The organism is Brevundimonas sp. NPDC092305, assembly GCF_044755415.1.
Taxonomy (GTDB): domain Bacteria; phylum Pseudomonadota; class Alphaproteobacteria; order Caulobacterales; family Caulobacteraceae; genus Brevundimonas.
In genome coordinates this window covers 14,149-33,451 of record NZ_JBIVQY010000002.1, presented here as the reverse complement: position 1 = coordinate 33,451, position 19,303 = coordinate 14,149, and the positions used below count along the sequence as shown (strand labels likewise).

The 19,303-nt window shown below is 67.8% G+C and carries 23 protein-coding genes; 13 read left to right on the top strand and 10 right to left on the bottom strand.

Annotated elements, in window-relative coordinates; all coding sequences use genetic code 11:
* Positions 1–12: 12 nt before the first annotated feature.
* Positions 13–975, top strand: coding sequence for a TraB/GumN family protein (locus ACIQC9_RS10680; RefSeq protein WP_400615558.1), 963 nt, complete (start codon positions 13–15; stop codon positions 973–975).
* On the opposite strand, the gene tldD is transcribed toward ACIQC9_RS10680, so the two are convergent.
* From tldD to ACIQC9_RS10660, 4 genes are all read right to left on the bottom strand, one after another.
* Positions 972–2,402 (bottom strand): metalloprotease TldD, encoded by a 1,431-nt coding sequence (gene tldD / locus ACIQC9_RS10675; protein WP_400615557.1) that lies wholly within the window; start codon positions 2,400–2,402, stop codon positions 972–974. The two genes, ACIQC9_RS10680 and tldD, sit on opposite strands and share 4 nt — an antisense overlap.
* 165 nt (positions 2,403–2,567) lie before the next feature.
* Complete coding sequence (locus ACIQC9_RS10670) at positions 2,568–3,347, bottom strand: GIN domain-containing protein (protein ID WP_400615555.1); 780 nt, start codon at positions 3,345–3,347, stop codon at positions 2,568–2,570.
* Positions 3,348–3,361: 14 nt separating this feature from the next.
* Positions 3,362–3,949, bottom strand: coding sequence for a DUF1700 domain-containing protein (locus ACIQC9_RS10665; RefSeq protein ID WP_400615553.1), 588 nt, complete (start codon positions 3,947–3,949; stop codon positions 3,362–3,364).
* Complete coding sequence (locus ACIQC9_RS10660) at positions 3,946–4,305, bottom strand: PadR family transcriptional regulator (RefSeq protein ID WP_400615551.1); 360 nt, start codon at positions 4,303–4,305, stop codon at positions 3,946–3,948. Before ACIQC9_RS10660 ends, ACIQC9_RS10665 begins: the two co-directional genes overlap by 4 nt.
* Before the next feature lie 245 nt (positions 4,306–4,550).
* On the opposite strand from ACIQC9_RS10660, the gene coxB reads away from it, so the two are divergent.
* The 9 genes from coxB (at position 4,551) to ACIQC9_RS10615 (ending at position 12,372) form a co-directional block, all read left to right on the top strand.
* Positions 4,551–5,564, top strand: coding sequence for a cytochrome c oxidase subunit II (gene coxB / locus ACIQC9_RS10655; protein ID WP_400615548.1), 1,014 nt, complete (start codon positions 4,551–4,553; stop codon positions 5,562–5,564).
* A gap of 23 nt (positions 5,565–5,587) precedes the next feature.
* Positions 5,588–7,243, top strand: a complete 1,656-nt coding sequence (gene ctaD / locus ACIQC9_RS10650) for a cytochrome c oxidase subunit I (RefSeq protein WP_400615546.1) — start codon at positions 5,588–5,590, stop codon at positions 7,241–7,243.
* Between the two features lie 78 nt (positions 7,244–7,321).
* Complete coding sequence (locus ACIQC9_RS10645; protein WP_400615544.1) at positions 7,322–8,290, top strand: heme o synthase; 969 nt, start codon at positions 7,322–7,324, stop codon at positions 8,288–8,290.
* 4 nt (positions 8,291–8,294) lie between these two features.
* On the top strand, positions 8,295–8,474 hold the full coding sequence (locus ACIQC9_RS10640; RefSeq protein WP_400615541.1) for a hypothetical protein: 180 nt from the start codon (positions 8,295–8,297) through the stop codon (positions 8,472–8,474).
* Positions 8,471–9,031, top strand: coding sequence for a cytochrome c oxidase assembly protein (locus tag ACIQC9_RS10635; RefSeq protein ID WP_400615538.1), 561 nt, complete (start codon positions 8,471–8,473; stop codon positions 9,029–9,031). The genes ACIQC9_RS10640 and ACIQC9_RS10635 overlap by 4 nt, the downstream gene beginning before the upstream one ends.
* A 51-nt stretch (positions 9,032–9,082) precedes the next feature.
* Positions 9,083–10,009: a cytochrome c oxidase subunit 3 gene (locus tag ACIQC9_RS10630; RefSeq protein WP_400615535.1), complete on the top strand. Its 927-nt coding sequence runs from the start codon at positions 9,083–9,085 to the stop codon at positions 10,007–10,009.
* Positions 10,010–10,047: 38 nt separating this feature from the next.
* A complete protein-coding gene (locus tag ACIQC9_RS10625; protein ID WP_400617329.1) occupies positions 10,048–10,386 on the top strand; it encodes a DUF983 domain-containing protein in 339 nt (112 codons plus the stop codon).
* Complete coding sequence (locus ACIQC9_RS10620; RefSeq protein ID WP_400615533.1) at positions 10,379–11,104, top strand: SURF1 family protein; 726 nt, start codon at positions 10,379–10,381, stop codon at positions 11,102–11,104. Before ACIQC9_RS10625 ends, ACIQC9_RS10620 begins: the two co-directional genes overlap by 8 nt.
* Positions 11,105–11,154: 50 nt before the next feature.
* Complete coding sequence (locus tag ACIQC9_RS10615) at positions 11,155–12,372, top strand: M16 family metallopeptidase (RefSeq protein WP_400615531.1); 1,218 nt, start codon at positions 11,155–11,157, stop codon at positions 12,370–12,372.
* Here the strand turns inward: ACIQC9_RS10615 and ACIQC9_RS10610 are convergent.
* A complete protein-coding gene (locus ACIQC9_RS10610) occupies positions 12,369–13,091 on the bottom strand; it encodes a 3-deoxy-manno-octulosonate cytidylyltransferase (protein WP_400615530.1) in 723 nt (240 codons plus the stop codon). The two genes, ACIQC9_RS10615 and ACIQC9_RS10610, sit on opposite strands and share 4 nt — an antisense overlap.
* Positions 13,092–13,241: 150 nt before the next feature.
* Between ACIQC9_RS10610 and ACIQC9_RS10605 the strand changes: the two genes are divergently transcribed.
* A complete protein-coding gene (locus tag ACIQC9_RS10605) occupies positions 13,242–14,000 on the top strand; it encodes a c-type cytochrome (protein WP_400615528.1) in 759 nt (252 codons plus the stop codon).
* Positions 14,001–14,063: 63 nt separating this feature from the next.
* On the opposite strand, the gene ACIQC9_RS10600 is transcribed toward ACIQC9_RS10605, so the two are convergent.
* The 3 genes from ACIQC9_RS10600 to ACIQC9_RS10590 all read right to left on the bottom strand — a co-directional run bounded on the left by ACIQC9_RS10600 (position 14,064) and on the right by ACIQC9_RS10590 (position 17,287).
* Positions 14,064–15,380 (bottom strand): ammonium transporter, encoded by a 1,317-nt coding sequence (locus ACIQC9_RS10600; RefSeq protein ID WP_400615526.1) that lies wholly within the window; start codon positions 15,378–15,380, stop codon positions 14,064–14,066.
* Positions 15,381–15,570: 190 nt separating this feature from the next.
* Positions 15,571–16,104 carry an FKBP-type peptidyl-prolyl cis-trans isomerase gene (locus tag ACIQC9_RS10595; RefSeq protein ID WP_400615524.1) on the bottom strand — a complete coding sequence of 178 codons (534 nt, stop codon included), beginning with the start codon at positions 16,102–16,104 and terminating at the stop codon, positions 15,571–15,573.
* Positions 16,085–17,287 (bottom strand): threonine ammonia-lyase, encoded by a 1,203-nt coding sequence (locus ACIQC9_RS10590; protein WP_400615522.1) that lies wholly within the window; start codon positions 17,285–17,287, stop codon positions 16,085–16,087. The genes ACIQC9_RS10595 and ACIQC9_RS10590 overlap by 20 nt, the downstream gene beginning before the upstream one ends.
* Before the next feature lie 138 nt (positions 17,288–17,425).
* On the opposite strand from ACIQC9_RS10590, the gene ACIQC9_RS10585 reads away from it, so the two are divergent.
* Both ACIQC9_RS10585 and ACIQC9_RS10580 read left to right on the top strand, forming a co-directional pair.
* Positions 17,426–17,944 carry a hypothetical protein gene (locus tag ACIQC9_RS10585; RefSeq protein ID WP_400615519.1) on the top strand — a complete coding sequence of 173 codons (519 nt, stop codon included), beginning with the start codon at positions 17,426–17,428 and terminating at the stop codon, positions 17,942–17,944.
* Positions 17,945–18,072: 128 nt separating this feature from the next.
* A complete protein-coding gene (locus tag ACIQC9_RS10580) occupies positions 18,073–18,276 on the top strand; it encodes a hypothetical protein (protein ID WP_400615517.1) in 204 nt (67 codons plus the stop codon).
* Here the strand turns inward: ACIQC9_RS10580 and ACIQC9_RS10575 are convergent.
* Both ACIQC9_RS10575 and rpmA read right to left on the bottom strand, forming a co-directional pair.
* Positions 18,273–18,806: a GNAT family N-acetyltransferase gene (locus tag ACIQC9_RS10575; RefSeq protein WP_400615514.1), complete on the bottom strand. Its 534-nt coding sequence runs from the start codon at positions 18,804–18,806 to the stop codon at positions 18,273–18,275. The two genes, ACIQC9_RS10580 and ACIQC9_RS10575, sit on opposite strands and share 4 nt — an antisense overlap.
* A gap of 169 nt (positions 18,807–18,975) precedes the next feature.
* Complete coding sequence (gene rpmA, locus ACIQC9_RS10570) at positions 18,976–19,251, bottom strand: 50S ribosomal protein L27 (protein ID WP_400615512.1); 276 nt, start codon at positions 19,249–19,251, stop codon at positions 18,976–18,978.
* Positions 19,252–19,303: the final 52 nt, after the last annotated feature.

Here is a 19,303-nt window from a genome sequence, read left to right as displayed (position 1 = left end):
GGAGCATGACAAGTGAAACGCACCATCCGGACTAAATCCGTCGCGCTCGCGTGCGCATTCATAGTGGCGGGTCTTGCCGCCCCTGTCGTGGCTCAGGACGCCGAGGCCACGCAGGTCGAGGACGTCATCGTGACCGCCCGTCGGTCGGGTGCGCCCATCTGGGAAGTGACGCGCGGCGACCACACCGTGATTCTGGTCGGCGAGATCAGCGGCGTGCCCGAGGCGACCCCGTGGAGCGCGGCCGCGCTGGAGGCGGCGACCGCGCGGTCGCAGCGTGTGATGTCGGGCATCGGCGTGCGCGGATCCTTCAGCGACGTATTCCGCCTGATCTGGCGCGCGCGCACCCTGACGCGCCTGCCCGGGCAGACCACCTCGGCCGACTATCTGGAGCCGGCGTGGCAGGCGCGGCTGGATGCGATCGAGGCCCGGGTCGGCGAGGACTACAGCCGCAAGAGCTTCCTGCTGACGCCCGGCGACCTGCTGCGCGACGGGGCCGGATACGGCGAGGATACGACGGATGACGCCGGCGAGGTGGTCCGACGGGCTGCGCGGAAGGCGCGGACGCCGGTGCGCCCGGTCGAGGCGGCGACGCGGGGCGATCAGCTGGTGGAGGATTTGCTCTCGGCCCCGCCCGCGACCCGGCTGGTCTGCATGCACGCGGCGATCGCGGCGGCCGAGGCGGGACCGGAGGCGGTGCTCGCGCGCGGTCAGGCCTGGACCCGACTGAGGATAACAGAGGTGATGTCCTCGCCTATCCAGCAGGCGCTGGAGCAGTGTTGGCCGTGGGGCGATCCGACGCTGGGGCCGCAGCTCAAGACGGCATGGGTGACGTCCATCGAAACGGCCCTGAACGAGCCCGGCGTCACCATGGCGGTTGCGCCGCTGGGCCTGCTGGCCGAGGCGGGCGGGGTGCTGGACCGGCTGGAGGCGCAGGGCGCGACGATTGAAGGGCCGCTCTGGAAGCCGGAGCCCTAGACCGCCGTGCCGCCCACGGTCAGGCCGCCGATCTTCAGGCTGGGCTGGCCGATGCCGACCGGCACGCCCTGACCCGCCTTGCCGCAGACGCCGACGCCGGGATCAAAGGCGAAGTCGTCGCCGATCATCATCACCTGCGTCAGGGCGGTGGCGCCGTCGCCGATCAGGGTCGCGCCGCGCACCGGCGCGGTGATCCTGCCGTCCTCGATCAGATAGGCCTCGGTGCATTGGAACACGAACTTGCCGTTGGTGATGTCCACCTGCCCGCCGCCGAAGTTGGCGGCATAGAGGCCGCGTTTCGTCGAGGCGATCATGTCCGCCTTCGAATCCTTGCCGCCTTCCATGAAGGTATTGGTCATGCGCGGCATGGGCATGTGGGCGAAGGACTGGCGACGGCCGTTGCCGGTCGCGCTGACGCCCATCTGACGCGCCGACAGCCGGTCGTGCATCAGCCCGACCATGATTCCGTCCTCGATCAGGACATTGCGCTGGGTGGGCGTGCCCTCGTCGTCCATGCTCAGCGAACCGCGACGCCCTGAGATGGATCCGTCGTCCACGACCGTGACGCCGGGCGCGGCGACCCGCTTGCCCATCATGCCGGTGAAAACTGAAGACCCCTTGCGGTGGAAGTCGCCCTCGAACCCGTGGCCGATGGCTTCGTGCAACAGCACGCCGGGCCAGCCGGCGCCCAGCACCACATCCATCTCGCCCGCCGGGCAATCGACGGCGTCCAGATTGATCAGGGCCTGACGTAGCGCTTCGTCGATCTGGCCCTGCCAGCGATCCGGCGCGATCCAGGTCTCGAAACCGGCCCGGCCGCCGGCGCCGGCCGAGGCGCTCTCACGACGGCCGTCCTTCTCTACGGTGACGGAGACGTTGAGGCGGACCAGCGGACGAACATCTTTCATCAGCCTGCCGTCGCCGCGCAGTATCTCGATCTGGCGACGTTCGCCGATGAGCGAGGCGGAGACCTGCACCACCCGCGGATCGCGGGCGCGGGCCCAGGCGTCGATCTCGCTCAGCAGGGCGATCTTGTCGGAGAAGGCGGGGGAGGCGAGGGGATCGACCTCGTCATAGAGCTTCTGGTTGGTGGCGCGCGGCGCCTCGGCGGAGACGCCGGCGTGGCCCGATTTCGCAAGAGCCGCGCTGTCGGCGGCGCGGCGCAGGGCGGGGCCGCTGATCTCGTTGGCGTGGGCGTAGCCGGCGGTCTCTCCGGCGACGACCCGCAGGCCAAAGCCCTCGGTGGCGTCGTAGGCCGCTGATTTCAGGCGACCGTCGTCGAAGACCAGCGATTCGCTCTCGGAGCGTTCGAGGAACAGTTCGCCGTCGTCTGCGCCGGCGAGGGCCCCCTGAAGGATCGACAGCGCCTCGTCGGAGCCGACGTCGGCGCTGTCGAGGATGGCGGGCGGTGAAACGAGGACGGTCATGGGGAGGTAGATAGGGCGCAGGCCGCTCCATGTCACCGGCGCTCTCCCTCCCCCGCCGGGGGAGGGTGTCGGCGCGAAGCGACGATGGGTGGGGGCGACCCAAACAGCCGCTCCCACCCGGTCGCTTCGCGACCCCCCTCCCCGGGACGGGGAGGGAGATTTACGCTAGCTCTCTTCTACGTCGCCCGAGCCGCTCAGTTCCTGACGGAGCTGGGCAGGGCGGCGGGTCAGGTCGATGTCGCCGGAGCCGGAGATGTCGACCTTGACGTCACCCGTAGGGCCAAAGCGAACGTCGCCCGAGCCTGAGATGTCGACGACGGCGTCGGTGACATCCAGCCGGTCGGCGTCGGTGTCGCCCGAACCGGTGATCTCGGCCGTGAAGGTCCGGGTCACGCCCTCGATCTCGACATCGCCGGAGCCGGAGATGTTGAGGTTGAGCGCCGGCTGGTCGTAGCCCCGGATCGACAGGTCGGACGAGCCGACGATCTCGAAGCGGCTGACCGAAGGCGCGGTGACCGTGACCTTCAGGCGGTCGTCGTCGCTCCAGGCGTGGATGCCGCCGCGGCTCCAGCGGATGTAGCCGCGCTCCTGATTGTCGCCGTCGTCGTCCATGACGACCCGGCCGTTGCTGACGCGAACGCGGTTCACGGCTGACTCGGGACCAGTGACGGTGACGCCGGCCTGCGCGCCCTGCACGTAGACGACGTCCGCGGGCAGATCGAGCATCAGGCGGTCCTCCCCGTCCCAGGCGAGGGTGCGGGTGACGTCCGGTGGGACCGTCCCGCCGCGCTGGAAGCGGACGCCGTCGTTATGGCCGTCTTCGGAGACGACCCAGGTGAAATCGTGTCGGGCCAGGTCGCTGCCGCCGACGGCGAAGGCGCCGCCGATGCCGACAAGGGCCAGAACCAGACCGGTGACGGTGATGATGACGAGATTGCGGATCATGTCAGGTCCCTCCCTCAGGCCCGATAAACGGATTGCGGTTGCTGGGGCTCAAGCGCGGGCTTGAGGACGCGGTAGTGCAGGCGGGCGTACCAGACGGTGGCGTCGATCAGCCACTTGGTCAGCAGGGCCATCAGGCCCGTCATGAAGACGCCCAGACCCATCACGCCGATGCCCAGAAGGATGGCGGCCAGCGCGCCGCCCGGCATGCCGGTGAACGGTCCCACCGCCAGCACGAAGCCGCCGGCGAAGAAAACGAAGACGCCCGTGACCAGCATGGCCAGCACGGTGCCGAAGATCGGCAGCACCAGCGGCAGAAGGATCAGGATGTCGATTGCGCCGAGACCCAGGATGCCGAAGACCGCGGCCGCGGCCGATGACGGGCTCTGTTCCTGGCCCCAGCGACGGGCGCTGGATTCGGCCTTCAGTTCGCGAGCGAGACGATCGGGATCGCCCAACGCGTCCGCGACCTGTTCCTCGGTGCGGCCGGCGGCCATGCCGTCCTCGAAGTGGGCGTGATAGTCCGAGACGATGTCGGCGGCCGTATTGGTCGGCAGTCCCACAAGGCCTTGCTTCAGCCGGGCCATGAATTCGGCGCGGGTCATTGTTCAGCTCCCTCTGTCAGGGCGTCGGCCGGTGCGGCGACGTCCAGTATGGCGTTGACCGCGCGGGCGAAGACTCGCCACTCGGCGGCTTGGGCGTCGAGCGCCCGGCGGCCTGCGTCGGTCAGACGATAGTATTTGCGCGACGGTCCGGACGGCGATTCGACCAGATAGGTCTCGACCTGTCCTTCGGACTGCATCCGCCGCATCAGCGGATAGATGGTCCCCTCTCCCATGCCGATCGCATCCGAAAGGGTGGAGGCGATCTCGTAGGAATAGCTGTCACGTCGGTTCAGCAGGGCGAGGACGCAAAGCGTCAGCACCCCTTTTTTCAGTTGTATGTCGATGGTTTCCGGCACCTCAGAGCCTCCTGTGATGAAGCAAGGGGTATCGCAAGGTATCTGTCACCGCAAGGTAGCGGGCGGTACATGACAGCGATTTAATCCGGGGCTCGATCGTCGCGGGTCGCTCCTATCGCTTGGCAAGTGCGGGAGGGGGCGATATGGACCGGCGCAAGAACCGCCGTGGGCCACATAGCCCCGGCGCCTGTTTGCGATTCACTCGCAAGCGTTTGCGACGAAACGGTTTTACGAGGATGTCTTCCATGGGGATGGGCGCACGGGCCCGGGGTCTGATCGGCGGCGCCGCCGGTATCAGCCTGGCCGTTTTCTCAGCCGGCGCGGCATGGGCGCAGGACAAGATGGGTCAGCCGACGGACGGCGCCCTCGGTCTGCAACCTGCTGCGTCACCGCTGAAGGTCGAGGCTCACCACTTCCATGACCTGATCCTGCTGCCGATCATCGTAGCGATCTCGCTGCTGGTGCTCGGCCTGCTGATCTGGATCGTGATCCGCTACAACAAGAAGTCCAACCCGGTTCCCGCCAAGTGGAGCCACAACACCCTGATCGAGATCATCTGGACGGTCGTGCCGGTCCTGATCCTGGTGTTCATCTCGCTGTTCTCGTTCAAGCTGCTGTTCAACTATCACGACGATCCGCCCGCGGACGTGACGGTCAAGGTCACCGGCAACCAGTGGAACTGGCAGTACGAGTACCCGGACCAGTCGATCGACGCCTACTACTCCAACATGCTGCCGGAAGATCAGCTGGCCGCGCGTGGCCTGCCCCACAGCCTGTACCGTCTGGCCGCCGATGAGCCGATGGTCGTGCCGGTCAACAAGAACGTCGAACTGCTGGTCACCGGCGCGGACGTGATCCACGCCGTCGCCCTGCCGGCCTTCGGTCTGAAGACCGACGCCGTTCCGGGCCGGATCAACAAGACCTGGTTCCGCGCCACCCGCACCGGCACCTTCTACGGCCAGTGCTCGGAGCTGTGCGGCGTCGACCACGCCTTCATGCCCATCGAAATCCGCGTCGTGACGCAGGCCGAGTTCGAAGCCTGGGTCGCCTCCAAGGGCGGATCGATGACGCCGCCGGCCCCTGAAGGCGCTGTCGTCGCTGCGGCTCCGGCCGCCGCGCCAGCCGCCGCCGGCGACGTGGTTCCGGCTGCAGGCGTCGCCGCCTCGCCCGCCGCTCCGACCGCGCCGGGGGCCGCTCCGGCCGCCGCCTCGACCCCCGCCCCCGCTTCGCCGGCTCCGGCCGCGCCGGCCGCCCAGTAACGATCCGCGAGCCCGATACAGACATGGCCACCGCAATCACCGCCGACCATCACGACGATCACGACCACAAGCCGGGATTCTTCACCCGCTGGTTCCTGTCGACCAACCACAAGGACATCGGGACGCTCTACCTGATCTTCGCCATCATGGCGGGGATCGTGGGCGGCGCCCTGTCGGGCCTGATCCGCTGGGAACTGGCCGAGCCGGGCATCCAGATCTTCAAGGACGGCTCTCTGGTCAACCTGTTCGGCCTCGTTGAGCAGTCCAAGCACGGCTACAACGTCGTCGTCACCGGCCACGCCCTGATCATGATCTTCTTCATGGTCATGCCCGCCATGATCGGCGGCTTCGGCAACTGGTTCGTCCCGATCATGATCGGCGCGCCGGACATGGCCTTCCCGCGTATGAACAACATCTCCTTCTGGCTGCTGGTCGCGGCCTGGGTGCTGCTCTGCCTGTCGATGTTCGTCGACGGCGGCCCGGGCAAGGGCTTCGGCGGCGGCTGGACGATCTATCCGCCGCTCTCGACCACGGGCCACACCGGTCCGGCGATGGATCTGGCGATCTTCTCGCTGCACGTCGCGGGCGCCAGCTCGATCCTGGGCGCGATCAACTTCATCACCACCATCTTCAACATGCGCGCGCCGGGCATGACCCTGCACCGGATGCCGCTGTTCGCCTGGTCGGTGCTGATCACCGCCTTCCTGCTGCTGCTGTCGCTGCCGGTTCTGGCGGGCGCTATCACCATGCTGCTGGCCGACCGCAACTTCGGCACCAGCTTCTTCAACCCGGCCGGCGGCGGCGACCCCGTCATGTTCCAGCACCTGTTCTGGTTCTTCGGCCACCCCGAGGTGTACATCCTGATCCTGCCGGGCTTCGGCATCATCAGCCACATCGTCTCGACCTTCTCGAAGAAGCCCGTATTCGGCTACCTCGCCATGGCCTACGCCATGGTCGCCATCGGCTTCATCGGCTTCATCGTGTGGGCGCACCACATGTACACGGTCGGCATGAGCGTGAACCTGCGCGCCTACTTCGTGGCCGCGACCATGATCATCGCCGTGCCCACGGGCGTGAAGATCTTCAGCTGGATCGCCACGATGTGGGGCGGTTCGATCAGCTTCAAGACGCCCATGCTCTGGGCAATGGGCTTCATCTTCCTGTTCACTGTCGGCGGCGTGACCGGCGTGGTGCTGTCGAACGCGGGCATCGATTACAGCCTGCACGACACCTACTATGTCGTGGCGCACTTCCACTACGTGCTGTCGCTGGGCGCCGTGTTCGCCATCTTCGCGGGCTTCTACTACTGGTTCGAGAAGATGTTCGGCGTGAAGTACAACGAGTTCCTCGGCGCCGCGCACTTCTGGATCATGTTCGTGGGCGTGAACCTCGTGTTCTTCCCGCAGCACTTCCTCGGCCTGCAGGGGATGCCGCGCCGGTACGTGGACTATCCGGACGGCTTCAGCCTGTGGAACCACGTCTCGTCGATCGGCTATGTGATCACGATCGTCGGCGTCGGCGTCTTCCTGATCATGCTGCTGGAATCCGCCATCCGTCGCCGCAAGGGCGTCGACAATCCGTGGGGCGAAGGCGCCACGACCCTGGAGTGGACCCTGTCCTCGCCCCCGCCGCACCACCAGTTCAACGAACTGCCGGTGGTGAAGTCGGACGAGCACTAAGGGCGCCGGCGCAGGCCGGACCGACTGATCGAGGGCCGTTCCTTCAGCGAGGAGCGGCCCTCAAGCGTTGAAAGACTCATGAGCGAAGCGACGCCACAGCCCGCGATCTCGACCGCCCAGCCGGAGGATTTCTTCCAGCTGCTGAAGCCGCGCGTGATGTCGCTGGTGATCTTCACCGCCGTGACCGGGCTGGTGGTCGCGCGCGGCGCGCTGGACTGGATATCCTCGGCCATAGCCATCCTTTGCATCGCCGTGGGCGCCGGCGCCGCCGGGGCGCTGAACATGGCGCTTGAGGGCGAGACCGACGCCCTGATGCGCCGCACGCGCGGTCGGCCGGTGGCGGCGGGACGCGTCAACAAGAATGATGCGATGACCTTCGGCGTCATCCTGTCGATCTTCTCGGTCATGCTGCTGGGCATGACGACCAACTGGCTGGCGGGCGGGCTGCTGCTGCTGACCATCCTGTACTACGCCGTTTTCTACACCCTGCTGCTCAAGCGCCGGACGCCCCAGAACATCGTCATCGGCGGTGCGGCGGGCGCCTTTCCGCCGGTGATCGGCTGGGCGGCGGCGACGGGACAGGCGCCGTGGCAGGCCTGGCTGCTGTTCCTGATCATCTTCCTGTGGACCCCGCCGCACAGCTGGGCGCTGGCGCTGTATTCGGCCGGCGACTACGCCAAGGCGGGGATTCCCATGATGCCGGTGGCGCGAGGGGCGAAGAGCACCCGCTTGCAGATCCTGCTGTACTCGCTGGTCTTCGTGCCTGTGGCGATCGCGCCCGGCCTGACAGGGCTGGGCGGGATCATCTATCTGGTCGTCAGCATCGCGGGCGGCCTGGGCTTCCTCGGTCTCGCCTGGCGCCTGTGGCGCTCGCGGGCGGGCGATCAGCCCGACAAGGCCGAGGCCGTGGGGCGAGAGGCCGCATTGTACGACGTCCGCGCCGAGGCCAAACCGGCCCGGAACCTGTTCGCCTTCTCGATCCTGTACCTGATGGCGTTGTTCGCCGCCCTTCTGGTTGAAAGCTTCACCCGCGTTCCGAGCCTGTAACCTCATGCGCCGCCTGACCCCCGAAGAACTCTCCGCCCGCAAGAAGCGCAATCTGGCCATCGCCGGCGCGCTGGTGGTCTTCATCATTCTGGTGTTCGGCGTGACGGTGCTGAACCTGAAGCGGAACCTCGACGCCCGCGCCGAGGCCATCGCGGCCGGCGAACCGGTGGGATACGCCCAGTGAAGTGGTCGCGGAACGCTATCGCCATCGCCTGCGTCTTCGGCGTTATGGGCATGACCGGCGCGGCGTTCGCGGCGGTGCCGCTCTATCGCATGTTCTGTCAGGTCACCGGTTTCGACGGCACGACCCAGAAGGCCGACAAGGCCCCGGACGCCAGCGAGATCCTCGACAAGACCGTGCTGGTCCGCTTCGACACCAACGTCAGCGGCCTGCCCATGACCTTCAAGCCGGAGCAGCGCAGCCAGCGGGTGCGAATCGGCGAGACCGGCGTCGCCTATTTCGACGTGACCAACACCTCGGACCGCGATCTGCAGGCGCGCGCCATGTACAACGTCGTGCCTGAAAGCACCGGGGCCTATTTCCAGAAGCTGCAATGCTTCTGTTTCGACGACCAGATCATCAAGGCCGGCGAGACCAAGAAATTCCCCATGCTGTATTTCGTGTCCCCGGAAATGGCCGAGGATCGCGAGACGCGCGGCGTGCAGGAACTGACGCTCAGCTACACCTTCTATCCCTCGCAGGGCGCTCCGGCCGCTCAAGCCTCTGGCGCGGCCGGATAGCGGGCGCTATAGCCCCACACATACGACTCTCGACCGTTTCAAGAGACCCTGATGGCCGACGCTCACGCCGCTCCGCACCACGACTACCACCTGGTCAATCCCAGCCCGTGGCCGCTCGTTTCCTCGATCGCCGTCACGATCATGATGATCGGCGCGGTTGTCTGGATGAAGGGGCTCGCCAGCGCTGACGCGGGCCCTGTCGCCGGCGCGCTGCTGGCCAAGGGCGACAAGGCCCTGTTCTTCGCCGGTCTGGCCGGCGTGCTGGTCTCGATGTTCGGCTGGTGGTCGGACGTCATCAAGGAAAGCCGTCAGGGTGATCACACCCCGGTCGTCCAGATCGGCCTGCGCTACGGCATGATGCTGTTCATCGCGTCGGAAGTGATGTTCTTCGCCGCCTTCTTCTGGATGTTCTTCGAGATGGCGGTCTTCAACGAAGCCCGCGCCCATATTCCGGAAGTCGGCGCCTGGGCCGATACGGCCAAGGCATGGACGACCTCGACCGGCGGTACGATCTGGCCGCCTAAGGGCGTCGAGACGCTGGACGCGTGGCAGTTGCCGCTGCTGAACACCGTGATCCTGCTGCTGTCCGGCACGACCGTGACCTGGGCCCACCACGCGATCGCCCAAGGCGACCGCAAGGCCACCAAGATCGGTCTGGCCATCACCATCGCGCTGGGCGTGCTGTTCACCGTGGTGCAGGTCTATGAGTACAGCCACATCATCCACGAGAACCTGTTCTTCAACGAAGAGGCCGCGAACTCGGGCCTTTACGGCTCGATCTTCTTCATGGCGACGGGCTTCCACGGTTTCCACGTCCTGATCGGCACCATCTTCCTGACCGTCTGCCTGCTGCGTCTGCTGGCCGGCCAGTTCACCCCGCAGAAGCATTTCGGCTTCGAGGCGGCGGCCTGGTACTGGCACTTCGTGGACGTGGTCTGGCTGTTCCTGTTCGCCTTCGTCTACGTCACCTTCGGGTGACGGACGGCCCCACAGGGCATGATCTTCAGCCGGCGCGGATCGATCCGATCCGCGCCGGTCTGCTTTGTCGCTGTCCGAATTGCGGGAAGGGCGCGCTGTTTGGCGGTTTCCTGAAAGTCGTGGACCGCTGCGAGGCCTGTGGCTTCGACTTCACCCGACTGAACACCGGCGACGGCGCCGCCATCTTCATCATGCAGATCGCCGGCGGGATCGTGGTGTTCGGGGCGCTGTTCGTGATGATCGCCTACAATCCGCCGATATGGCTGCTGCTGCTGGTGACCCTGCCGCTGGTGGCGGGGCTGTCGATCGGGCTTATGCGGCCGGGCAAGGGCGTGATGATCGCCCTGCAGATGCGCAACGGGGTGGGGCGTGGCTAGAGAGGCGAAGTTTCCGGTCGGGCTGACCATCGCCTGCGCGATCGCCTTCGCCCTGCTGTGCGCATTGGGCGTGTGGCAGGTGCAGCGGCTGCAGTGGAAGGAAGGCCTGATCGCACAGGCGGATCGCGCCGCGACCATTCCCGCCGCGCCGTTCGCCGAAGTCGAGGCGGAAGGTTTGCCCGAGTTCCGCAAGGTGCGGTTGACCTGCCCGGGGCTGGCGACCGCCCCCTATGTCGAACTCCAGTCGATTGATCCGGAAGGCCAGCCGGGCGTGCGCCTGATTTCAGCGTGTCGGCCCGCAGGCGGGCGGACGTGGCTGGTCGATCGCGGCTTCGTCGCCGACATGATCTCGGCCCGTCCCGCAGAGACTGCTGACACCACGCCGGTGGAGATTCTCGCGGAGATTCGCAGGGCGCCGTCGGCCGGCGCCATGTCGGTGCCGTCGGAAGGTCGCCGGTTCTACGCCCGCGACACCCGGGCCATGGCCGAGACCCTGCGGGTCCGGGGACCGGTCGAGCCGCAGACGCTGTTCGCCCTGACCTCGTCCAATCCTGAATGGGCTGCCCTGAAACCGTCCGCGCCGCCCGCCGCCTTTTCCAACAACCACCTCGGCTACGCCCTGACATGGTTCGGGCTGGCGCTGGCGCTCGTGGGTTTCTACATCGCCGTGCTCCGGCGGAGACGATCCGCCACGAACGCGCCGAAGGACATCTCCTGACCACTCGCCTGCATACCCTCTCCAACGGCGTCCGCGTCGTTTGCGACCCCATGCCGGGCCTGCGCACCCTCGCCCTCACCGTCGCGGTCCGGGGTGGAGCCAAATGGGAAACCGAAGCCACCTCCGGCTGGTCCCATTGTCTCGAACATCTGGTGTTCAAGGGCGCGGGCGACATGGGCGCGCGCGATATCGTCGAGCGGATCGAGGCCGAAGGCGGGTCGATCAACGCCGCCACCGGCTATGAGCGGACCAGTTTCGACGTGCGTGCGCTCGACGGGTCGCTGCCGCTGGCGATGCAGGTGGTCTCCGACCTCGTCTTCCGTCCGACGCTGGATGCGGCCGAGATCGAGCGCGAGAAGGACGTGGTGGCCCAAGAGATCGCCGAGGCCTTCGACACGCCCGACGACCATGTGTTCGAGATGGCCCAGACCCGCGCCTTCGAGGGCCAGCCGCTGGGACGACCGATCCTGGGCTCTGTCGCCAGCCTCAAGCCCATCACCCGGGCGACGATCTCGGAGTGGCGCGCGCGGCTGTACTCGCCGGAACGGATGGTCGTCTCGGTCTCTGGCGCTGTGGATGAGGACGAGCTGCTGGCGCTGTCCGAGCGCTGGTTCGGCGGCGCGGCCTCGATCGAAGCCGAAGCGCCGGATGTTCCGCGCTTCACCGGCGGGGACGCCGCCCTGACGCGGCGTATCGAGCAGGCCAACATCGTCTTCCAGCTGCCGGCCCCGTCGGCGAAGGATGCGGCCTATCCGGCGGCGCGGCTGATGACCGAGATCCTCGGCGGGGGCATGGCGTCGCGCCTGTTCCAGAGCGCGCGGGAGGAGCGGGGACTGGCCTACGCCATCGACGCCTATCACGAGCCTTACGAGGACGCGGGCATCCTCGGCATCTACGCCGGCGCCTCCGCCGACCGGGCGGAAGAGCTGGCGCGGGTCTGCGCGCAGGAGCTTCGGACGCTGGCCGAGCAGGGACCGACGGAGGGCGAGCTGTCGCGGGCCAAGGCCGTGCTCAACGCCGGCCTGTGGATGTCGGACGAAAGCCCGGCGGCGCGTGCAGGGCGGGCCGCGGCGCAGGTGCTGGTGTTCGGCGCCCTGCAGCCGTCGGCGCTCATCGCCCAACGGGTTCTGGCGCAAACGGCCGGGGACGTCCGCCGGGTCGCGGCCGATTCGCTGGCGGCGGGGCTTACCGCAACCGCCGTGCTTGGCCCCAAGGCGGCGGGCGGCGCCGGTCGCATCTTCCGCGAGACCCTGTTCGACGCAGCCTAGGCCAGCGCGCGAGCGGCCTCGAGGTCGCCGGGGTTGTCGACCGACAGCGGAGCCTCGTCGATGACGGCGGCCCAGATCTGCAGACCCATTTCCAGCGCCCTCAGCTGCTCCAGCTTCTCGCGACGCTCAAGCGGCGACGGCGGGGCCGCGCAAAATCGCTCCAGCGCCTCGCGGCGATAGCCATACAGGCCGATGTGCCGCCACACCGGCGCGTCGCCGTACAGGGTCGAGCGTGTGAAGTAGAGGGCCCGGCCATGACGTTCGCCCTCGGTGAGAGCGACGACCGCCTTGACGACGTCGGGATTGGCGCGATCGTCCGACGAGGCTTCGCGCGCAACAAGGGTGGCGATGTCGCACTCGGGCTGACCGTGCAGCAGGGCGGCGCAGGCCGTGGCCAGTCCCGGATCGGCGAAGGGCATGTCGCCCTGAAGATTGATCACCGCATCATGTACGCCGTCCGGATCGATCGCCTGCAACGCCGCGCGGATGCGATCCGAGCCTGAAGGCAGGTCCGGATCGGTCAGAACCGCCTTGCCGCCCGCCTCGTGAATGGCGTCGACGATCGCCTGATCCCCCGCCGCCACGGCCACCGGAAGACCCGACAGAACGGCCTGTTCGTAGGCCCGCACGATCATCGGCTTGCCTCCGATATCGGCCAGCGGCTTGTCCGGCAGACGGGTGGCGGCCATGCGAGCGGGAATCAATATCAAGGGGTTCATCGGCCACGCCTTTCGGGCTGCGACGCCGGGACCGTCGAAAGCGGTTCCGGCCCGGTTGCGAAGGCCGCGCTAGCGTGTAAGAGACGCCCTCGCAAGACTCCGCCCGACGACCAAGCGTCAGGGCCTCACTATACGGGATGCGACGACGCGATGAGCGGCGATCTGACAGGCAACAAGATTCTCGGCGCTGTTCTGGCGACCGCCTTTGTGATCATCGGCGTGAAGGAAGGAACCAACATCCTCTTCGCGACCCATGCGCCGGAGAAGATGGGCTATTTCGTCGACGCGCCTGAAGAGGCCGCGGGCGGACCGGCCGAGGTCGTCCTGCCGCCGGATTGGGGCACCGTCCTGCCGACCGCCGATCTGGCCAAGGGCGAAGCCGCCTTCGCCGCGTGCAAGGCCTGTCACAACGCGACCCAGGGCGGCGCGGACGGCACCGGCCCGAATCTTTATGGCGTGGTCGGCGGACCGGTCATGCACCGCCCGGGCTTCGCCTATTCCGACGCAATGGGCGCCCACAAGGCCGAGGCGCCGACCTGGGGTTATGATCAGCTGGATCAATTCCTGACTGCCCCGGGCCGCTATGTGCCGGGCACCAAGATGTCCTTCGCCGGCATTCGCAATCAGGAGACCCGCGTCAACCTGATCGCCTGGCTGCGGTCGCAGGGTTCGACCGGTTTCGCCATCCCGGCCCCGGATCCCTCGCGTCAGCCCGGCGCCGCTCCGGCCCCCGCCGCTGAAGGCGCTGCTCCCGCAGAGGGCGCCGCTCCCGTCGCCGGCGCCGAGACCGCCGGTTCGGCCGGTGGCCCCGCAGGCGCCGCGCCTGCCGCCGGCGCCGCCGGTCAGCCCGCCACCGCCGCCACGCCCGCAGCCCCGCCTGCTGCGACGAGCGCCGCGCCGGGCCATTAAGGGCTCACGAGCTTCGAACATGGAAAGGGCGTCCGCCGGTGCGGACGCCCTTTTTCTTTGCCCTTACTGGTGAATGGTCTCGCCGTGCTGGGTGTAGTCCAGCCCTTCGATCTCCTCCTCCTTCGTGACCCGCAGTCCGACGGTGAACTTGCAGATCATCAGGATGACGAAGGTGCCGACGCCGCTCCAGACGATCACGGCCAGCAGGCCCAGCGCCTGTTTGACGATGTCCGCGCCTTCGCCGACGGGATTGATGGCGGCCGAGGCGAAGACGCCGGTCAGCAGGGCGCCGACGATGCCGCCCACGCCGTGCACGCCGAAGGCGTCGAGGCTGTCGTCGTACTTCAGGGCCCGCTTCAGCCAGACCGCGCCTGCGTAACAGGCCGGGCCGGACAGGATGCCGATGAAGAAGGCGCCCTTCGGATCGACCAGACCGGCGGCCGGAGTGATGCCCACCAGACCCGCCACAATGCCGGAAAGCAGGCCCAGCAGGGTCGGGCGTTTGTGGTCGATCCATTCCACGGCGGTCCAGCCGATCGCGGCGGCCGCGGCGGCGAGGATGGTGTTCAGCGCAGCGACGGCGGCGATGGAATCCGCGGCCCATGCCGATCCGGCGTTGAACCCCAGCCAGCCCACGAAGAGCAGGCCCGTGCCGATGGCGGTGAAGGCGAGGTTGTGCGGGGCCATATTGTCCCGGCCGAAGCCGTGGCGCGGCCCCAGAACAAGCGCGGCGACCAGACCCGCGACGCCCGCATTGACGTGCACCACGGCACCGCCCGCGAAGTCCAGCACGCCCCACGACCCTAGCCAGCCGCCGCCCCAGACCTGATGGCAGATCGGCACATAGACGAGCAGGTGCCACAGGAAGAAGAACAGGATGGAGGCCGAAAACTTGATCCGCTCGGCGAAGGCGCCCGCGATCAGGGCCGGGGTGATGATGGCGAAGGTCAGCTGATAGGCGACCCACAGGAACTCAGGCAGGCCCGGCGACAGGCTGTGGGCCGTCGTGGGCATCACGCCGTCGAGGAAGGCTGCCTGCAGGCCGCCGATGAAGCCGTTGACCGGCTCGGGCCCGACGCCGAACGACAGGCTGTAGCCGACCGCGAACCACAACACGGTGACGATGGCGAGGGCGGCGGTGGAATGGGCGATGGCGGCGATGACGTTCTTCTTGCGCACCATGCCGCCGTAGAAGAGCGCCAGACCCGGCAGGGTCATCAGCAGGACCAGCGCCGTCGAGGTCAGGATCCACGCCGAGGAGGCCTCGTTCAGCTCCAGCGTCGTCTGGTGCGCCAGAAGGCCGCCGGGCGCCGCCAGCGCGGGCGACGCGATCAGACAGACGGGCAGGGCGAGGAAGGCGGCGAGGCGGCGTGCGGTCATGGCAAGGTCCGGAATCCGAAGGGATCGGCCCGAACCCGCGTTCGACGCCGCGGATATGAACAAGAACCTATCGCAGCGCGGCAGGCAATTCATTTCGTGTGCGGCGCAATAAGATGTGTACGCCTGCACGTATCAGGCGTGTCGCCTCGCCCTGCGCAAACCCTTGCCGGTTGCGTTCGCAGGCGCGAAGTCAGCCCATGCCCACATCAGGCGGCGGCGCGTCGCCCGGCTCGGGCGCCACGTCGAGCAGACGCAGACGGAAGATCAGCACGCTGTTGGGCGGGATTTCGCCCTTGTCCTGGTCGCCGTATCCACGCTCGGGCGGGACATAGACGATCCACTCGTCGCCCGGATGCATGTGAGACAGGGCGTCGCCCCAGCCCGGAATAACCTGATCGATGCGGAAGGCGGCCGGGATGCCCCGCTCGAACGAGCTGTCGAAGATCGTGCCGTCGACCAGCGAGCCTTCGTAGTCGACGCGGACCAGATCGTTGCGGTCCGGGCTGACGCCGCTGGTCGGGCCGGAGGTGACGATCTTGTACTGCACGCCCTGCGGCAGGGACTGGACGCCTTCGGCCTTCGCATTCGTGGCCATGAAGGCGTGGGCGGCCTGCAGCGCCTCGGCGTCGGCCGCGGCGCTTGCGCCATCGCTGGCGGGGCGATTGCAGGCGGCGACCGCCAGAACCGCGCAGACCAGCGCCGCCCTAGCCCATCCGTAACGCATAACCCGCATCCTGAAGCCCCTGTCTGATCTCGTCGGCATGGTCGGCGCCGCGCGTCTCGACCATGATGTCGAACTCAGCGCCCTTGGCCGGTACGTCAAGGGCCAACCGGTTGTGGACGACGTCGATGATGTTGCCGCCCGCGCCGCCGATGACTGCGCTCATCTTGGACAGCATGCCGGGGCGGTCGTCGCCGAGGATTCGATAGACGACCATCTTCTTCTCACGAACGAGTTCGCGGTTCAGCACCACGGCCAGCATGCGGGCGTCGATATTGCCGCCGGTCAGGACGATGCCGACCCGCTGGCCCCGGAAGCGCTCGGGGTAGGCGAGCAGGGCCGCTAGGCCGCCTGCGCCCGCGCCCTCGACCACCGTCTTCTCCAGCGTGGCGAGGAAGGCGACGCCCTTTTCGAAATCGGCGTCGTCGACGACCAGCAGGTCCTCGACCAGCGGATCGGCCAGGGCGAAGGGGATTTCGCCCACGGCCTTGATGGCGATGCCCTCGGCGATGGTCTGGCCGCCGCACCGGGGCGGCTGGCCGTTACGGCGGGCGGTAAAGGACGGATACATCTCGGCCTCGACGCCGAAGACCCGGAGGGAGGGCTTCATGCCCTTGGCCGCGATGGCCGAGCCGGCGATCAGCCCGCCGCCGCCGACGGGAATGATGAGGACGTCCAGCTCGGGTGCGTCCTCCATGATCTCGAGCCCGCACACGCCCTGACCGGCCACGATGCCCATGTCGTCGAAGGCGGAGACGAAGACATAGCCGTGCTCGTCCCGCAGTCGGTGAGCCTCTTCGGTCGAGCCGGTGAAATCCAGCCCCTTGATGACCACGGTCGCGCCATGGGCCCGGGTGCCGTCCGCCTTAACGAAAGGCGTGCCTTCGGGCATGACGATGGTGACGGGCACGCCCAGCCGGCCGCCGTGATAGGCCAAGGCCTGGGCGTGATTGCCGGCCGAGGCCGCGACGACGCCGCGCTTGCGCTCTTCGGGCGTCAGCTGGAGCAGGCGGTTCAGCGCCCCGCGCTCCTTGAAGCTGCCGGTGAAATGCAGGTTGTCGAACTTCACCCAGACCTCGGCGCCGGTCAGCTGCGACAGGCGGCGCGAATGGCGGGTAGGGGTGCGATCGACCTGGCCGGCGATGCGGTCGCGCGCGGTCAGGATGTCGTCGAACGTGACTGTCATCAAAGGTCCCTATACCCGGTCTGACGCCGGGCTTCCGCCCGCTTTTGAACCAGCGAAGGTCGCGCCGCAACCTTGACCCGTCCCGGGCGGGAGCGTTGGATGTCAGGCGTCGTCGAGCATCAATACCGGAGTTTCCTCATGCGCCGCCGTCCCCTCGCTCTCGCCCGCGCCGCCGTCGTCGTCGCTGTCCTCGGCGTCTCGGTCGCGGCCTGCGAGACCACCGGCCGGCCGGACTACGGTCCGCCGCCCTCGACCGCCTTCAACCCGGGCGATTTCGCCTGGTCGACACAGCCGGGCCGAGGCGCGATCGACGGCTCGATCGGCTATCGCCAGCAGGGACAGGTTCTCAGCTGCACCGGCTCCGTCGCCCTGACGCCGGACACCCCCTACACCCGCAGCCGGTTCCAGACCCTGTACGGCTCGACCGAGCGGGCCGCGATTCCGGAGGCCATCGTCCGCGCGCGGACCGTGCCGGACCCCAACGCCGACTATCGCGCCTTCGTGAGATCGGCGACGTGTCAGAATAACCGGTTCACCTTCGACGGCCTGCCGGACGGATCGTGGTTCGCCATCGCCCCGGTCAGCGCCGGAGCGGAGCGGACAGTGCTGATGCAGCGGGTGATGATCCGCGGCGGACGCGTCAACGTCACCATGTGATCAAGTCGAAGACCGTCGTTCGTCCGATCACGGATTGGTGGGAAACCGGCGTTCGCCATTGTTTGGCCTTTCCGTGCCCGCTTCCCTGATCGCGTCCCATGCGGGGGACGAGCAGGCGGATGGCATTGATGTCCCAGCACAATATTTCCGGGTCAGAAGTGTTCGGCGAACGGCCGTTCGTGGTCGTGCGCGGGGTCAAGACCGGCGCTTTCCGACGCAAGAAAGCCGCCCGCGCCTGGGTCGCCTTCATCGCCGGCGCCGTGGTCACCGTGGCCATTGGCGCGGTCGCGGTGGCGGCGATCGTCGGTCCGGACGCCCTGACCGGCCTCTAGGCCAGCCAGACCATCCGGCGCGTATCGGTTTCCGCGCCCCGCGCCCGGCTGAAGCCGCGCCGCACTTCGCCCGTATAGAGGAAGCCCGCCTTCTCCAGCACGCGACCCGACGCCGGGTTGTCCGCGAAGTGGCCGGCGACGAGGGCCCGCCGCCTCCAGCCCCGCGAGGCCCAGACCGTCGCCGCCTCCAGCGCCTCCGTGGCGTAGCCGCGACCCCAGAACGGCCGGCCGATCCAGTAGCCGACCTCCGGCGCGACATCGCCGTCCTGAAACAGGCCGATGACGCCCACGGGACCGTGGTCCTCGTGTTCGATCAGGAAGGTCCGCGCCGTCGCCGGATCCTGCCCGGCCACGTTCAGCACAAAGGTCTCCGCATCCCGCGTCGAGAACGGGTGCGGCATGCGCAGGGTCATACGGGCGATGTCGGCGTCATTGGCAAGCGCGGCCAGACGGGCGACGTCCTGGGCCTGCGGGCTGCGCAGGGCCAGACGCCGCGTCTCGACGACGGGAGAGGGTTCGATCACGCACATGGCTTCGCCTCACTCAGGTCGTCGCCTCCTTTGACAGGGCTCGGGCGACGTTCGAGGCGGGGAACGAAAACGGGGAGCCTGGCGATCCAGACTCCCCGCGGAATATTTCCCTTGGTCCGGATCGGTGGCTTTCAGAGCCCGCGCGATCCGGAGAGTTTCGGCTTCGCGCTTACTCTGCGGCGGCGGCTTCCATAGCCGGCTGAATCGACACGTAACAACGGCCGCCAGCTTTCTTGGTGAATTTCACGGCGCCGTTCACGAGGGCGAACAGGGTGTGGTCACGGCCCATGCCGACCTGGTCGCCCGGGTGGAAGGTCGTGCCGCGTTGACGCACCAGGATGTTGCCGGCCAGCACGCGCTCGCCGCCGAACTTCTTCACGCCAAGGCGTTTCGACTCGGAGTCGCGACCGTTACGCGACGAACCACCGGATTTCTTGTGAGCCATGGGTTGCTCCTCTTTCTTGCGCTACCGGCCGTCGGCCTGGTCGAACGCGATA

Excerpts from the sequence above, each read along its gene's own strand:
- ctaD (WP_400615546.1), top strand. The coding sequence starts at position 5,588 with ATGGCCACCGCAATCACCGCCGACCATCACGACGATCACGACCACAAG.
- ACIQC9_RS10605 (WP_400615528.1), top strand. The coding sequence starts at position 13,242 with ATGAGCGGCGATCTGACAGGCAACAAGATTCTCGGCGCTGTTCTGGCG.
- ACIQC9_RS10600 (WP_400615526.1), bottom strand. The coding sequence starts at position 15,380 with ATGACCGCACGCCGCCTCGCCGCCTTCCTCGCCCTGCCCGTCTGTCTG.
- ACIQC9_RS10590 (WP_400615522.1), bottom strand. The coding sequence starts at position 17,287 with ATGACAGTCACGTTCGACGACATCCTGACCGCGCGCGACCGCATCGCC.
- ACIQC9_RS10610 (WP_400615530.1), bottom strand. The coding sequence starts at position 13,091 with ATGAACCCCTTGATATTGATTCCCGCTCGCATGGCCGCCACCCGTCTG.
- tldD (WP_400615557.1), bottom strand. The coding sequence starts at position 2,402 with ATGACCGTCCTCGTTTCACCGCCCGCCATCCTCGACAGCGCCGACGTC.
- ACIQC9_RS10580 (WP_400615517.1), top strand. The coding sequence starts at position 18,073 with ATGTCCCAGCACAATATTTCCGGGTCAGAAGTGTTCGGCGAACGGCCG.
- ACIQC9_RS10615 (WP_400615531.1), top strand. The coding sequence starts at position 11,155 with ATGCCGGGCCTGCGCACCCTCGCCCTCACCGTCGCGGTCCGGGGTGGA.
- ACIQC9_RS10640 (WP_400615541.1), top strand. The coding sequence starts at position 8,295 with ATGCGCCGCCTGACCCCCGAAGAACTCTCCGCCCGCAAGAAGCGCAAT.
- coxB (WP_400615548.1), top strand. The coding sequence starts at position 4,551 with ATGGGGATGGGCGCACGGGCCCGGGGTCTGATCGGCGGCGCCGCCGGT.
- ACIQC9_RS10630 (WP_400615535.1), top strand. The coding sequence starts at position 9,083 with ATGGCCGACGCTCACGCCGCTCCGCACCACGACTACCACCTGGTCAAT.
- rpmA (WP_400615512.1), bottom strand. The coding sequence starts at position 19,251 with ATGGCTCACAAGAAATCCGGTGGTTCGTCGCGTAACGGTCGCGACTCC.
- ACIQC9_RS10665 (WP_400615553.1), bottom strand. The coding sequence starts at position 3,949 with ATGACCCGCGCCGAATTCATGGCCCGGCTGAAGCAAGGCCTTGTGGGA.
- ACIQC9_RS10670 (WP_400615555.1), bottom strand. The coding sequence starts at position 3,347 with ATGATCCGCAATCTCGTCATCATCACCGTCACCGGTCTGGTTCTGGCC.
- ACIQC9_RS10575 (WP_400615514.1), bottom strand. The coding sequence starts at position 18,806 with ATGTGCGTGATCGAACCCTCTCCCGTCGTCGAGACGCGGCGTCTGGCC.
- ACIQC9_RS10595 (WP_400615524.1), bottom strand. The coding sequence starts at position 16,104 with ATGCGTTACGGATGGGCTAGGGCGGCGCTGGTCTGCGCGGTTCTGGCG.
- ACIQC9_RS10645 (WP_400615544.1), top strand. The coding sequence starts at position 7,322 with ATGAGCGAAGCGACGCCACAGCCCGCGATCTCGACCGCCCAGCCGGAG.
- ACIQC9_RS10585 (WP_400615519.1), top strand. The coding sequence starts at position 17,426 with ATGCGCCGCCGTCCCCTCGCTCTCGCCCGCGCCGCCGTCGTCGTCGCT.